We start from the raw sequence: 14548 nt of genomic DNA, 5'->3' as shown, positions 1-14548 counted from the left end.
TCAGCCCGCTGACAATGCGGGCGGCAAAAAGGGTGGGAGAGACTGATGCGGGGGCTGTGGGCCGGATTTCGTGGTCATGTGTTCGTCATTTGCGCGTTGATCGGATGCGCGGTGTGGACCGCACCAGGTAACGCGCAGCCGTTTCCGTCGCGCCCCATCACCCTCGTGGTGCCGTTCGCCGCGGGCGGCCCCACCGACACGCTGGCGCGGATCCTGTCCGAGCGGATCGCGGCCGAGCTGCATACGACGATCGTGGTCGAGAACGTGGCGGGTGCGTCCGGCAGCATCGCCGGCGCCCGCGTCGCGCGGGCTACACCTGACGGTACCACCATCACCATCGGCCATTGGGGCACGCATGTGCTGAACGGCGCGATCTTCAAGCTGCCCTATGACGTGATCGCCGATTTCGAGCCGATTGCGACCATCGCGATGGGCACGCAGCTCATCGTCGGGCGGAAGTCGCTCGAGGCGAACAGCCTGAAGGAAATGATCGCGTGGCTGAAGGCCCATCCCGGCAAAGCGACCGCAGGTACGGCGGGTGCTGGTACCGGCGCCCATGTCGCCGGCGTCTTCTTCAAGGAGAAGACCGGCACCGATTTCCAGTTCGTGCCCTATCGCGGCGCCGGGCCCGCGATGATCGATCTCGTCGCAGGCCAGATCGACATCATGTTCGACCAGGCTTCGAACTCGCTGCCGCAATACAAGAACGGCGCCATCAAGGCGTTCGCCGTGACCTCGCCGACACGGCTTGCATCCGCGCCTGATATTCCCACCGTCGATGAGGCGGGGCTGCCCGGGCTCTATATTTCCTACTGGCACGGCATCTGGGCCCCGAAGAACACGCCGAAAGAGATTGTGACAAAGCTCAATGCGGCCATTGTCGCCGTGCTCGCCGATCCCGCCGTCAAGCAGCGCTTTGCCGAACTCGGGCAGGAGATTCCGCCTGCAGCCCAGCAAACGCCCGCAGCGCTCGCCGCCTTTCAGAAAGCCGAGACCGAGAAATGGTGGCCGATTGTGAAGGCCGCCGACATCAAGCCTGAGTAGTTTCGAGGCACCACGAGCACAGCTCCTCATCCTGACAGATAGTGAGGCCTTCTCGTCATTCCGGGGCGCGACGAAGTCGCGAGCCCGGAATGACGAGGGGAGAGAGGGGCCGCTCTCAATCCCTCATCATGAGTAGCTGAGCGCCGTTAACCTTTTCGCGCGCGCATTTTTGCCAGTTTCGGCGCCAATCTCGCTGCGGTGCGAGATCACAATCGATGCTGCGATGGCTACGTCCTTGATCTCGGAGGACCGCTGGCCGACAATGGTTGCCCTTCAATAAGAAACTCCCTGGGGGATTTCGTGAATAGACCTGCTCGGGTCAGCGCCCATTCGACATCATCCGACACCGCGCACGGCATGACGCTGCTGCGCGATCCCTTGCTCAACAAGGGCACCGCCTTCACGGAAGCGGAGCGCGCCGCGCTCGGCCTGCGTGGCCTGCTGCCGCCTTGCGTGCTGACGATGGAGACCCAGGCGGAGCGCGTGCTCACCAATCTGCGCGCGCTGCCGACCGACCTCGAAAAATACGTCGCGCTGAACGCGCTGCATGACCGTAACGAGGCGCTGTTCTTCCGTGTCGTGGTCGACAACATCGACGAGGTCCAGCCGATCATCTACACGCCGACCGTCGGGCTCGCCTGCCAGAAATACGGCCTGATCTTCCAGCGGCCGCGCGGCATGTTCATCTCCTCGCGCGATCGCGGCCAGATCGCCGAGATCCTGAAGAACTGGCCCTATCCGGCCAAGCTGATCGTCGTCACCGACGGCGAGCGCATTTTGGGGCTTGGCGATCTCGGCGCCAACGGCATGGGCATTCCGGTCGGCAAGCTCTCGCTCTATTCGGCCTGCGCCGGCGTTCATCCCGAGCAGTGCCTGCCCGTTGTGCTCGACGTCGGCACCAACAACGAAGAGCTCCTGAACGATCCCTATTATCTCGGCCTGCGCGAGCGGCGGCTGACGGGCGAGGCTTACGACAGTTTCGTCGACGAGTTCATGCAAGCAGCGCGAAAGACCTTCCCGGACGTGCTGATCCAGTTCGAGGATTTCGCCAATCACTCAGCGTTCAAGCTGCTGCACAAATATCGCGACGAGGCCTGCGTCTTCAACGACGACATCCAGGGCACTGCGGCAGTGGCGCTCGCCGGCCTGTTCTCGGCGCTGCGCGTCTCCGGCGGCAAGCTGAAGGATCAGAAAATCCTGTTCCTCGGCGCGGGCGAGGCAGCGACCGGCATCGCCGATCTCGTGGTCTCCGCCATGATGGCGGGGGCCACGGAAGCCGAAGCGCTCCGGCGCAACTGGCTGGTGGATTCCCGCGGCCTCGTCGTCAGCGGCCGTGAGGGTCTTTCCGGCCACAAGCTGCGCTATGCCCATGCCGGCCAGGCGCCGATTGCGGATTTCCTCACCGCGATCAAGACGCTGAAGCCGACGGCGATCATCGGCGTCGCCGCGGTCGGCGGCGCCTTCACGCCCGAGGTGCTGAAGGCGATGGCCGAGCTCAACGAGCAGCCGATCGTGTTCGCGCTCTCCAACCCGACCTCCAAGGCGGAATGCTCGGCGGAGGACGCCTATCGCTACACCGAGGGCCGCGCGCTGTTCGCCTGCGGTAGTCCGTACGATCCAGTTACGCTGAGCGGCCGCACCTTCGTGCCGCGCCAGGGCAACAACTCCTACATCTTCCCCGGCGTCGGCCTCGGCGTCATCGCCAGCCGCTCCAGGCTGGTGACGGACGAGATGTTCATGGCGGCCGCCCATGCTCTGGCCGATTGCGTCGGCAAGGAGGACCTCGCCCAGGGCAGCCTCTATCCGGCGCTGCCCCGCATCCGCGAGGTCTCTGTCCGTATCGCCGCCGCGGTTGCCGATGTCGCCTATCAGCGCGGACTGGCGGATGGACCCGCGCCGAATGACGTGAAGGCCCTGGTCCAGTCGCAGATGTACGAGCCGAAGTACTGAGGCATTCAAACCGGACTCGTGGAGGCGCCCCTCACCCCACCCTCTCCCCGTAAGAACGGGGCGAGGGAGTCGAGCAGCGTGCCTTCCTTACCTCTCCCCGCTCTTTTGCGGGGAGAGGTCGGATCGCTCCGACGATGCGAAGCGTCGTCGGACGATCCGGGTGAGGGGCAGGGCATCCTGCCAATCGCGTCGGAGGTCCATCCGACTCTCCACACGTTTCTAGACCGGCGTTAGGTCAGCCCATCGCCACCATTTCAGGTGGAATCGCCGTTGTGCCGCGCGGCCGTATATGCGACAGTCTGTAGCGTTACAAGAAAACTCAATCCGCAAGGTCAGATGCCATGGACGATCGTTTGCCTGAACTCGGCGACCTCGAGCGTGAGGTCATGCAATTGGTTTGGGCTCATGGTCCCGTCACGGCCGAAATCGTGCGGGAGCGGTTGTCGCGGCGCCTGAAGGAATCCACAGTGCGCACGGTGCTGCGCCGGCTCGAAGAGAAGGGCTATGCCAACCACACGGTGGACGGCCGCACCTACGTCTATCACGCCGCCGAGGAGCGCTCGCGGGTTGCGGCCAAGGCGGTGCAGCGCATCGTCGACTGGTTCTGCAACGGCTCGATCGAGGAGGTCCTCGTCGGCATGGTGGACAACAAGATGCTCGACCAGCAGCAATTGCGCACGCTGGCCGACCAGGTGGCCAAGGCGAAGAGGGCGAGGGGAGTGAAGAAAGAATGATCGCAACTCTGGCGGAGGCGGCGCTGCGCTCCTTTGTGCTGGGAGGCGTCGTCTGGTTCGGTCTCATCCTGTTTCGCGTGCGCAATCCGCACGTCCACATGACGGCGTGGGTCGTCGTGCTCATGGCTTCGCTCGCGATGCCGTTCGTGATGCATTGGCCGACGCTCACCATCGACCGGTTGCCCGCCTCCGTTCCGGTGCCGGGCGAAATGTGGCCGGCCGACATCGCGATGCTGGAGACGCCGCAGCCGGCGCTGCCGATCGCGCCGGGTGCTGCCGTGGCGCCGCCTGCGCGAAGTGGGGTTTCGATCGACTGGTGGCTGGTGGCGACCATCGTCTATGCCGGCGTCGCCGGCCTGTTGCTGCTGCGGCTCGCCATCGGCCTCGGCCTGACCTGGCGCCTGGCGCGCGCGGCGAAGCCGGTGAAGGGTGCGCAGTTGATCGATGCCGACATCCGCGTCAGCCGCGACGTCGGCGGCCCTGTTACCTTCGGCTCGACCATTCTGGTGCCGCCGCAATTTGCAGGCTGGGATGCCAAGAAGCGGCTCGCAGTGCTCGCCCATGAAAGCGCGCATGTCGCCAACCGCGATTTCTACATCCTCCTGCTGGCCTCGCTCAATCGCGCGGTGTTCTGGTTCAGCCCGTTCTCCTGGTGGCAGCTCGCGCATCTCGTCGAACTCGCCGAGATCATCAGCGACGCGCAGGCGATCGAGGTGATCGACGACCGGCTGTCCTATGCGGAGATCCTGCTCGATTTTGCCAGCAGCGTGAAACCGCGCCCCGTCGAGCTCGCGATGGCGCGAGCCTCGACCGTGCGCGCCCGCGTCGAGCGCATCATCGCGGCGGCGGCGTTGCCGGTCGCGGTCGGCTGGCGCAAGCGGCTGTGGATCGCGGCCGCGATCGTGCCGGCGTTGATCGTCTCGACCGGCATGATCGCCTATCGCACGCCGGATCCTGCGCCCGCCGTTGCGGACAGCGGCGAGGTGCCGGCCGAGCATTACCGCCCCTTCGTCAATTTCTACGGCATGGGTCCGGCCTCGGTGTTCGCGATCTTCCGCGAGGGCGACGAGCTCTACGGCCAGCTCACCGGGCAGCGCAAATTGCGCCTGACGGTCGGCAGTGACGGCATCGCGTCCTACGCGGCCTCGTCCGGCGAGATCACGTTTCCGCTCGATGCGGAGCGCCGCTCCTCCGAGCTGGTGCTGCGCATGAACGGCCGCGACATCCGCGCGGTCCGCCTCGCCGAGGTGCCGACGCCGGCGACGGGGCCGGCGTCACTCGATCAATATGTCGGCTGGTACAAGGTTGCGCCGAACCGCGTGCTCACCGTGCGCCGCGACGGCGATCGGCTACAGGTGCAGGAAACGGTGCAGGGCCGGGCCGCGCTGCTCGCCGAAGGCGCCGACGTCTTCTCGATCCATGGCGACAACCTCCTGATCTTCCTGCGCGACGAGCAGGCCAGGGTCTCGCGCGTGCTGGTCCAGAATGCGGTGTTCGGCGCCCGTCTCGCGCCGCGGATCGATGCGGCCACCGCGCAGGCGATCGAAGCCGACTTCGCGCGCCGTGTCGCGGAAGTGCCGGATCGTTTCCGCGAGCAGGTCCCGGTCGCCGGCGGCAAGGAGATGATCCTGCGCGGGATCGAGGATCTGCGCCGGGGCATGCCGAACTACGACCGCATGAGCGCGCCGCTGGCTGCGAAGATTCACCGCCAGCTCAACGAGACGCAGGCGACCTTCGTGGCGCTCGGCGCCCTCGAGTCGATCTTCTTCCGCGGCGTCGGCCCCGGCGGCTACGATATCTATGGCGCCAAGTTCGAGAACGGCACGGCTGAATTCCGCTTGCTGCTCGAGCCCGACGGCAAGGCCGGCGACGTGATCTTCCGGGCGGACGGCAACGACGAGCTCGGCGGCATCCTGCCTTGCTCGGAAGAGGCGAATGTGCGCGGCCGCGCCGGCACCTCGCCGATCCGGATCATGGTCTACAACGAACTCGGCGACGACATTCGTGTCTTCAATCTCGACGCCGACGGCAATCGCAAGAGCCAGAGCGTGGTCAGATCCAACATGAGCTGGGCGGCCACGACCACCGTGAACAATGCCTGGGTGATCGCCGACAAGTCGGGACGGTGTCTTGAGGTCCTGATGCCGGGCCGGCAGACGCGCTTCCACAATGTCGAAGCTTCAAACCTCGGCGCAAAGCCGGGGCGTGCCGCGCGCCGCGCCGTTCCGATCGCCAATGGCGAGGAGATGCTGCGCCGTTACATCGAGGACGTTGGGAAGGGACAGCCGGACTACGAGCACATGACGCCGGAGGTCGCCGACATCACGCGCCAGCAGCTTCCGTTCGACCAGGCCATCCTGGCGCGGCTCGGTGCACTGCGTGCGGTGTCGTTCCGCGGCGTCACCGCGCTCGACAGCGACATCTACATCGCCCAGTTCGCCAACGGCTCGGCGGAATGGCGCATCGGTGTCAGGAACGGCACGATCACCAAGATCGCGCTCGGCCCGAATTTCTAGGAGCGTCGCGGCCGCCCGTCCGTCGGGCCGTACGGGCGGCTGGCAATAGTCGAACGGGGATGCCGCAATCTCCGCTTGCCCGGGCACATCTCAAGTGCTACGATGTGTAGCATTACGGTTCGTAGCCTCGCACGGCGCGATGTCGGCAGGCGCGAGAGAATTGGGCGTTCGCCATGAGCAATTCTGCAAAGGCCGAGGCCGTGCTGGCGCTGCATCGCTTCGGCATGGGGCCGCGGCCGGGATCGATCGCCGCTGTTGGTAGCGACCCGCGCGGCGCGCTGATCGCCGAGCTCGACCGGCCGCTGGTGCTGACCGCCGCTGCCAGCCTTCCTCCCAGCGCGAAAGCCTATCGCACCGTGGCCGACGCCAATGCGCGGCGGGCGGCGCGCGCCAAGCAGGCGCAGCAGCAGGCTAAGAAGCAGCAGATGGCGGCGGCGCAGGCGATGTCGGAAGACCAGACGCAGGCGCACGGTCAAGTCCAGGACAAGGACGCGGCCGAGATGGCGGCCAAGCAGGCCGCCGAAGCCGTTCCCGATCCCGGGCGCCCGATGTATCTGCAGGAAGCCAAGCTGCGCACGGAGGCAGCGCTCGCCGCCGACATCGGCTTTGCCGAGCGCCTAGTGTGGTTCTGGTCCAACCATTTCTGCGTCTCGGCCAACAAGATCCAGAGCATGTCCGGCGCCTATGAGCGCGAGGCGGTTCGCGCCAATGCGCTTGGCCGCTTCGTCGATCTCCTGCTCGCCGTCGAAGGCCATCCGGCGATGCTGTTCTATCTGGACAATCTGGAATCGATGGGCGCGAACTCGATCGCAGGCATCAATCGCAGCCGCGGCCTCAACGAGAACATCGCGCGCGAGATCATGGAGCTGCACACGCTCGGTGTGCGCACCGGCTACACCCAGGACGACGTCATCAGCTTCGCCAATGTCATGACCGGCTGGACGCTGGTGCCGCCGGGCGCCGATCCCCAGCACGGCGGCGAGTTCACCTTCAATCCGCGGCTGCACGAGCCCGGCGGGCAGACCGTGCTCGGCAAGCGCTACGAGCAGGAGGACGCCGAGCAGGGCCGCGCCGTGCTGCGCGATCTCGCCGCGCATCCGGCGACCTCAACCCATGTCGCGACCAAGCTGGCGCGGCACTTCGTGGCCGACGAGCCGCCGCCGGCTTTGATCGAGCAGATGGCGAAGACCTTTCGCGACACCGAGGGCGACCTCAAGCAGGTCGCGATCGCGATGGTGTCGTCGGACGACGCATGGCGCGGACCGCCGTCAAAGCTCAAGCGGCCCGGAGAATGGGTCGCCGGCATGGTGCGTGCGACCGGCATCACGACCGTCGATCCCGTCCGTTACACCGGCGGCCAGGAGCTGCTCGGCGAGGCGCTGTGGCGTCCGTCCGCGCCAAAAGGCTATCCGGACGACGAGGCGAGCTGGATCGACGGTGTCGGGCGGCGGCTCGACATCGCCAACAACTTCGCTGAGCGCATCACCGGCATGGCCGATCCGCAAATCATCATCGAGGACGTGTTCGCGTCCGAGATCGCACCCGAGGTGAAGCAGGCGGTCGGCCGTGCCGAGAGCCGGCAGCAGGCGCTGGCGCTCTTGTTCATGTCGGCGGATTTTCAGAGGAGGTGAGCATGGGCCTTGATCGTCATCTGCCCACGCGGCGCGAGCTTCTGGCCGGTTCGGGCGCGCTGTTCGCATGGAGCCAGATGCCGCGGATCGCGCGCGCGGAAGGGCGCGATCCGCGCCTGCTCGTCGTCATCCTGCGCGGCGCGCTCGACGGCCTCGGCGCGGTGGCGCCGGTCGGCGATCCCGACTGGGTCGCCTTGCGCGGCGATCGCGCGCTGCTGCTCGACGGCAAGCCGCCGGCGCTGCCGCTCGATTCCTTCTTCGCGCTCAATCCGGCGATGCCGAACCTGCATCGGCTCTACAAGAGCGGCAAGGCCGCGATCGTTCACGCAACGGCCACGCCCTATCGCGAGCGCTCGCATTTCGACGGCCAGGACGTGCTGGAGAGCGGCTTCACCAGGCCCGGCGCGACCGCTTCGGGATGGCTCAACCGCGCGCTGCTCGCGATGGAGTCCGGCGGCCGTGTCGATCCGCGCGGCAGTCGTGCGCTCGGCATCGGCTCGGTGACGCCGCTGGTGGTGCGCGGCTCTGCACCCGTCATGACATGGGTGCCGCAAAAACTCCTGCCGGCGAGCCAGGACACGCAGAACCGCCTGCTCGATCTCTACCAGCACACCGATCCGAAGCTCGCGACCGTGCTGCAGGCGCGCATGAAGCTCGCTTCGCTCGACGGCGCGATGGGCGCGGGCGATCCGATGTCGGACGATCCGACGCTGGCACCGCCCGGCATCGCGCGCGTGCGCGCTTATTTCGCCGAGGCGGCCGGCACCGCCGCGCGCTATCTCGCCAAGCCCGACGGCCCGCGCGTCGGCGCGATGGGCTTCGTCGGCTGGGACACGCACATCGCCGAAGGCGCAGCCTCGGGCCAGCTCTACAATCTGCTCGGCGCGCTCGACGGCGCGTTCGCGGCGATCGAAAGCAACATGGGTGATGTCTGGCACGAGACGGTGGTCGCCGTCGTCACCGAGTTCGGCCGCACCGCGCGCATCAACGGCACGCAAGGTACCGACCATGGCACGGGCACCGTTGCTTTCCTCATCGGCGGCGGGCTCGCCGGCGGCCGCGTGATCGCGGACTGGCCGGGCCTGAAGTCCGCGCAACTGTTCGAGGACCGCGATCTCAAGCCGACCACTGACTTACGCGCCGTGCTGAAAGGCCTGCTCAGGGATCATCTGCGCGTCGAGGAAAAGATCCTCGCCGAGACGGTCTTCCCCGGCAGCACTGACGTCAAACCGATGGGAGGCCTCGTCGGCTGACGACGCGCCTTTCGCAACCGGATTGGGTTCATGTGCACACTGACGCAATTGGAGCTCGACTTTCTCGCCAGTCTGAAAACCGGCTGGCGGCGGCTCTATCGCCGTGAGCTGATGCGGCTGCTGCGGGGAGACGTCGGTGCCGATGAGGATCGGCCGGATGCGCGCTCGACCATCTTGCGCACCGTATCGGGCTGATAGTTCCGCTGATCTGTCCCGATTCAGGACATTAACTGTGATGGAATCGTCACAGCCGGCGCGAAACGGCGGCGGCCGCAAGGCCGCTTTTCTTCCGACAAGGTTCTGCCCCGATTGCCCACCGAAACTTGGGGTTGTTCGGAGGGCGCATCATGTCTCGCATTGCACGTGCCGAAACTGCCCGAATGTCGCTGGCAACCTTGAGCCGATTGTTGCTCGCTGTCCTGGGTGCCGCATCGCTCGCCGCCTGCGCGCAGTCGCCGGTCGGCCGCCAGAAAGCCGATCTCGCCGGAACGAGCCGGCAGGCCACCGTCGAGCGGCCGCACCGGGTGGTGGCATTGCATCCGCGGCCGATCAGCCGGGCGCGTGTCCCCGACGGTGAGGCAAGGCGAACCGCCTCGCATGGTCTCGCCAGCTTCTACTCGGACACCGAAACCGCGAGCGGGGAGAAGTTCGACAAGAACGAACTGACCGCGGCGCATCGGAGCCTGCCGTTCGGCACCAAGCTGCGCGTCACCGACGTGTCCTCCGGCCGTTTCGTCACCGTCAGGGTCAACGATCGCGGCCCCTTCGTTCGCGGGCGCGTGGTCGACATCTCGCCGTCCGCGGCCGAAGCGCTCGGCATGGTCGACAAGGGCCTCGCCAATGTCCGCCTCGACGTCGTGCGATAGAGCATGATCAGGAAAAGTGCGTAGCGGTTTTCCGAAAAGATCATGCTCAAACAATCAAGCGCGTTTCGTCGAGGTGAGGCGCAGCGCTTAACCGGCTGTTAGGCGCCTCTCAAGCACCATGGCTGCCCAAACAATTCGGGGCTCTTGGGGAGGCGGACGCTTGAACACGATCCAGTATCTCGAAGATCAGGCCGCGCGTGCCGAGCGGCTGGCCAAGAGGATCACGGATACGCTGACGATCGAAAAGCTCCTGACCTTCGCCGGCGAACGCCGCCGCGAGATCGAGGTCATCACCGGCAAGTATCGGCGCGCATAACTCCCATAACCCATGCCGTGAGCGCATTCGTGCTCCCTGCGAAGCGCGGAACTTCCGCTCGTCTCCTGCGTCATCTGCGCAGTGAGAGAGGAGGAGGACATCATGGGTTTTGGACGAGGTGCTTTGCTTTGGTTGCTTGGCGTGCCGCTGCCGATCATTCTGCTGCTGGCATTGTTCTGGCACCATTGAGTGGCCACACGAAAAGCGCCGCGGAAGCGGCGCTTTTTTGTTGGGCGCGATGTGCAGCGTTTGAGGCGCGATGCGCCCTCAGCTATGGCTCTCGACGAAGTCGCTGAGATAGTCGGGCAGCTCTATGCCATAGATGTCGCAGCGTGCCTTTATCGCGCCGGCGACGTCGGTCGAGATGTCCTTCATCCAGTGTTCGAGCGTGTTGAACGAGATCACCTTGACGGGATCGTTGAAGCAGCCGGCGACGAACTCGCCGATGGTGGCTTCGAGATCGCTGCGCTCGATGCGGATTTCAGTCGCAATGTCGAGACGGTCGACGACGACGAAGAGGGTTTGGTCCGCGCCATAGGGCACGACGGGAGATGCAACGCCAGCTTCAAGCATGTGAGGCGCTCACGATTTGACTTCCGATCTCCGACAACGGGAAAAACCGGAAGAAGGTTCCTACGCACGTGCTTGTGAAGGCCGTCAGAGAAATTCCCGCCAGCGTGATAGCTCGATGACGTGCTCGGGAGAGAGAACGGCGGTAACCAGCGGCGGCTGCGGCGCCGTGCGGATCTCATAGAGATGCCGGGTCGCTGCCGGCTTCTGCATGAAGGCCGAGATACATTCGTCGAGCGTCCCCTCGCTCACCTGATAGGGCTCCCGGTCCGGGCGGCGCTGATTGGCGAGTGATGGCCATTTATGCAGCGCCGCAAGCGCGCCGAAATCGACTTTTGACTCCGCAACAACGTCCCCCATCGTCCCGCCTCACGCAAAAATAACCCCAGCGCGCGGATCTGCACGCCGGGGCCTACACCTATCGCTGCATCTCAATGCCACGGCTACCTAACGCAGCATCCGAAAAAAGGTTCCCGGCCGTTCCCGCGCTCCTCAGCTCGCAGCCGCCGCGATTTTATGCCCCGGGCTGGTGTGACCGTGGCTGTTCTCATCGCCGCGATTGACCTCCGGCGGCAGTCCGGCGAAGCGCCGCAGGGCTTCGGCCATCTGCATCCGGCCGGGCGCGCCCGTGATCACCACGTCCACCATCGTGAAGGACGAGTGGAAATGGCCGCGCGCCTTGAGTTGCTCGACCGGGACACCGGCAGCCTGCATCGCCTCGGCATAGGCGATGCCTTCGTCACGCAGGGGATCGAACTCGCAGGTGACGACGAAGGCCGGCGGCAGGCCCGCGACCTTGCCGCGCAGCGGCGAGACGCGCGGATCGGTGCGGTCGGCCGGTGAGCAGTAGATGTCCCAGAACCAGTCCATCAGCGAGCGCGTCAGGAAATAGCCGGTCGCATTGTCGTTGTAGGAGGGACGATCGAAGCTGCAGTCGGTGACCGGACAGATCAGAAGCTGGCCGGCGATGTCAGGACCGCCACGGTCGCGCGCGAGCTGGCAGGTGACGGCGGCGATGTTGCCGCCCGCGCTCCAGCCGGCGACTAGCACCGGGCCCGGACTGCCGCCGAGCTCGGCGGCGTGCTCGGCGATCCAGCGCGTCGCCGCATAGCCGTCTTCGGCCGCGGCCGGGAAACGATGCTCCGGCGCGTGGCGATAGCCGACGCTGACGAACATCATGCCGGCCCTGCGCACCATGTCGCGGCAGAACGGCTCGTCCGACTGCTCGTCGCCGAGCACCCAGCCGCCGCCGTGGAAATAGACCACGACCGGATGCGGGCCAGGCGTTGCTGGCTTGAAGACACGATAGGGCAGCGGGCCGGCGGCACCGGGCAGGGTGCCGTCGACGATCTCGCCGATCGGCCGTCCGGCGGGACGGCCCTTGTTGAACTGGTTGACGAAGGCGCGCGCGCCTGCTGCGCCCATCGACTCGATCGGCGGCAGGTTGAGCGTTGCCAGCAGGTTCAGCACCAGCCGCACGTCCGGTTGCAGCCGCACCACCTCGCCGTCATTGCATTGCGCGGCGCCGTTGGGCCCGGTGAGCCTGAAGCCGAGCATGCCGCGGCTGACCACCTCGTCGCAGATGCTGCGATAGGGGCCGACGCCGCCGGTATAGGGCATCAGGCCCTGCACCTTGCCGGGCACGTTGGCGCCCGTGTACCAGGTGTTGGCGAGCCGGTGCAGCGTCAGCGTCGAGCAGTCGGCCATGTGCCGGCCCCAGCCCGCCTGCGCCGTCTCGGTCGGCTCCATCGTGGTGAAGCCGGCGGCGCGCAATGCGGCCAGCCGGTCGACGACCCAATCGACATGCTGCTCGATCGACACCGCCATGTTCGACAGCACCGACGGGCTGCCGGGGCCGGTGATCATGAAGAAGTTCGGAAAGCCCTCGACCGTGAGCCCGAGATAAGTCTGCGGTCCCTGCGCCCAGACGTCGGTGAGCGACTTGCCGCCGCGCCCGGTGATCGGATGCACGGCGCGGATCGCGCCGGTCATGGCGTCGAAGCCGGTCGCGAACACGATGACGTCGAGGTCGAAGCTGCGGCCGTTCGTGAAAATGCCGCTCGCGGTGATCGCCTTGATCGGCTCCTGGCGCAGATTGACCAGCGTGACGTTCGGCCGGTTGTAGGTGGCGTAATAGTTGGTGTCGAGACAGGGACGCTTGGCGCCGAAGGGATGGTCATGCGGTGTGAGCGCCGCGGCCGTCTCGGGATCCCTCACGGCCGCGCGGATCTTCTCGCGGATCAGGTCCTGGACGATCTTGTTGCCGTCGACATCGACAGCCTGGTCGGCCCAGAGCTGCGTCAGGATGTGGACGAGGTCGCCGGCCGCCCAGGCACGTTCGAACCGCTCGCGACGCTCGGCATCGCTCAATTGCCAGCTCACGACGGTCTGCTGCGGATAGGGCACGCCCGCCATCGACTGGCGCGCCTGCTCGCGATAGGTCGCGCGATCGCCCTGCAGCAGGCTCATGCGGTCGGAGGGAGCGGGGCCGTTGTGCGCCGGCAGCGCGAAATTCGGCGTGCGCTGGAACACGGTCAGGTGCGTGGCCTGCTCGGCGATCAGTGGGATCGACTGGATGGCGGACGATCCCGTGCCGATCACGGCGACGCGCTTGCCCGCGAGATCGACGCCGTCATGCGGCCAGCGTCCGGTGAAATAGACCTCGCCCTTGAAATCCTTGACGCCGTCGATCTCCGGCGGCTTCGGCGCGGAGAGGCAGCCGGTGGCCATGATGTAATGGCGGCAGGAAACAGGCGCGCCATTGTCGGTGGTGAGCTGCCAGCGCTGGGCGGCCTCGTCCCATTTGGCTTCGGTGACCTTGGTCCTGAAGCGGATGTCGCGGCGGAGATCATAGCGGTCGGCGACGAAGCCGAGATAGCGCAGGATCTCCGGCTGGGTCGCGTATTTCTCCGACCAGGTCCAGGCCGCCTCGAGGTCGGGATCGAAGGTGTAGCTGTAGTCGATGGTCTGGATATCGCAGCGCGCGCCGGGATAGCGGTTCCAGTACCAGGTTCCGCCGACATCGCCGGCCTCTTCGAGGGCAACGGTTGTGAATCCCGCCTTGCGCAGGCGATGGAGCAGATAGAGGCCGGCAAACCCGGCGCCGACCACGGCGACGTCGACTTGCTGGGTTGTTCCATTCGCCGCTTTGGACTCACGCGCAGCAACCATTGCTTCCGGCATGGCATTTCCTCCCGTGCGTTTTGTTTTGCCGGCAGGCTAGTCCTGCAGGCCCGGCTTGTCATCAGACCAAGTGCAATCCTCGGTAGTCGTTTTCGATGGCACCAAAGCGGCGCGAACGCTGCTCCATTGCACGCATCGCGATGCACAATGGCCGTGATTGTCCGGGCTAATCATGCCTGATCCCTCTGTGTATGCTTGCGGTTACAAGCCACGCGTGCCGGCCGGGCGTCATGACAGAGTTGAGTGAGCGGACCAAAGCCAACATGGACGTCGTCCTGGAGCAGACGTGTCGCCAATTGCCGCACGGCGGCGATCACGACAGCCGCAGGTTCATCGCCGAGCGCCTGATCGAGGCGGCGCAGGCGGGACACTCCACCCTCGGTGAGCTCGGCATCATCGCGCGACGGGCACTGGCGGAGATTTTGGCCAAGGGCGGTTAGCTGCGCACTGGTTGAGTTGCAGTTTGGCCGCACCGCCGGTGCGCT

General features: G+C 66.1%; 13 protein-coding genes. 10 read left to right on the top strand and 3 right to left on the bottom strand.

All coding sequences use genetic code 11. The annotated features are described in order from the left end of the window. The first annotated feature begins 45 nt into the window (after nucleotides 1-45). The 9 genes from IQ16_RS26900 to IQ16_RS45840 all read left to right on the top strand — a co-directional run bounded on the left by IQ16_RS26900 (nucleotide 46) and on the right by IQ16_RS45840 (nucleotide 10310). Nucleotides 46-1044, top strand: a complete 999-nt coding sequence (locus IQ16_RS26900) for a Bug family tripartite tricarboxylate transporter substrate binding protein (RefSeq protein ID WP_018640816.1) — start codon at nucleotides 46-48, stop codon at nucleotides 1042-1044. Between the two features lie 300 nt (nucleotides 1045-1344). Continuing rightward, on the top strand, nucleotides 1345-2994 hold the full coding sequence (locus IQ16_RS26895) for an NAD-dependent malic enzyme (RefSeq protein ID WP_080648012.1): 1650 nt from the start codon (nucleotides 1345-1347) through the stop codon (nucleotides 2992-2994). Between the two features lie 341 nt (nucleotides 2995-3335). Continuing rightward, a complete protein-coding gene (locus tag IQ16_RS26890) occupies nucleotides 3336-3728 on the top strand; it encodes a BlaI/MecI/CopY family transcriptional regulator (RefSeq protein WP_018640814.1) in 393 nt (130 codons plus the stop codon). Then, nucleotides 3725-6244 (top strand): M56 family metallopeptidase, encoded by a 2520-nt coding sequence (locus IQ16_RS26885; protein WP_018640813.1) that lies wholly within the window; start codon nucleotides 3725-3727, stop codon nucleotides 6242-6244. The genes IQ16_RS26890 and IQ16_RS26885 overlap by 4 nt, the downstream gene beginning before the upstream one ends. Before the next feature lie 173 nt (nucleotides 6245-6417). Further along, nucleotides 6418-7875, top strand: coding sequence for a DUF1800 domain-containing protein (locus IQ16_RS26880; RefSeq protein ID WP_018640812.1), 1458 nt, complete (start codon nucleotides 6418-6420; stop codon nucleotides 7873-7875). Nucleotides 7876-7877: 2 nt separating this feature from the next. Beyond that, nucleotides 7878-9128 (top strand): DUF1501 domain-containing protein, encoded by a 1251-nt coding sequence (locus IQ16_RS26875; RefSeq protein WP_018640811.1) that lies wholly within the window; start codon nucleotides 7878-7880, stop codon nucleotides 9126-9128. 30 nt (nucleotides 9129-9158) lie between these two features. After that, complete coding sequence (locus IQ16_RS45845; RefSeq protein ID WP_018640810.1) at nucleotides 9159-9323, top strand: hypothetical protein; 165 nt, start codon at nucleotides 9159-9161, stop codon at nucleotides 9321-9323. Between the two features lie 152 nt (nucleotides 9324-9475). Beyond that, a complete protein-coding gene (locus IQ16_RS26870) occupies nucleotides 9476-9994 on the top strand; it encodes a septal ring lytic transglycosylase RlpA family protein (protein ID WP_026311671.1) in 519 nt (172 codons plus the stop codon). 160 nt (nucleotides 9995-10154) lie between these two features. Then, a complete protein-coding gene (locus IQ16_RS45840; RefSeq protein WP_018640808.1) occupies nucleotides 10155-10310 on the top strand; it encodes a hypothetical protein in 156 nt (51 codons plus the stop codon). Nucleotides 10311-10577: 267 nt separating this feature from the next. Here the strand turns inward: IQ16_RS45840 and IQ16_RS26865 are convergent, their stop codons facing one another. The 3 genes from IQ16_RS26865 to IQ16_RS26855 form a co-directional block, all read right to left on the bottom strand. After that, the gene (locus IQ16_RS26865) at nucleotides 10578-10883 is read right to left on the bottom strand and encodes a hypothetical protein (RefSeq protein ID WP_018640807.1); all 306 of its coding nucleotides are present in this window, start codon (nucleotides 10881-10883) and stop codon (nucleotides 10578-10580) included. A gap of 84 nt (nucleotides 10884-10967) precedes the next feature. Continuing rightward, nucleotides 10968-11240, bottom strand: coding sequence for a hypothetical protein (locus tag IQ16_RS26860; protein ID WP_018640806.1), 273 nt, complete (start codon nucleotides 11238-11240; stop codon nucleotides 10968-10970). A gap of 132 nt (nucleotides 11241-11372) precedes the next feature. Next, nucleotides 11373-14063 (bottom strand): flavin-containing monooxygenase, encoded by a 2691-nt coding sequence (locus IQ16_RS26855; RefSeq protein ID WP_018640805.1) that lies wholly within the window; start codon nucleotides 14061-14063, stop codon nucleotides 11373-11375. 191 nt (nucleotides 14064-14254) lie between these two features. Here IQ16_RS26855 and IQ16_RS26850 point away from each other — a divergent pair, with 191 nt between their 5' ends. Next, nucleotides 14255-14503 (top strand): hypothetical protein, encoded by a 249-nt coding sequence (locus IQ16_RS26850; protein ID WP_018640804.1) that lies wholly within the window; start codon nucleotides 14255-14257, stop codon nucleotides 14501-14503. Nucleotides 14504-14548 lie beyond the last annotated feature (45 nt).

The organism is Bradyrhizobium huanghuaihaiense, from assembly GCF_007830635.1.
Lineage (GTDB): Bacteria > Pseudomonadota > Alphaproteobacteria > Rhizobiales > Xanthobacteraceae > Bradyrhizobium > Bradyrhizobium huanghuaihaiense.
The sequence above is the reverse complement of the archived record's forward strand: the minus strand, read 5'-3'. Positions and strand labels throughout refer to the sequence as shown.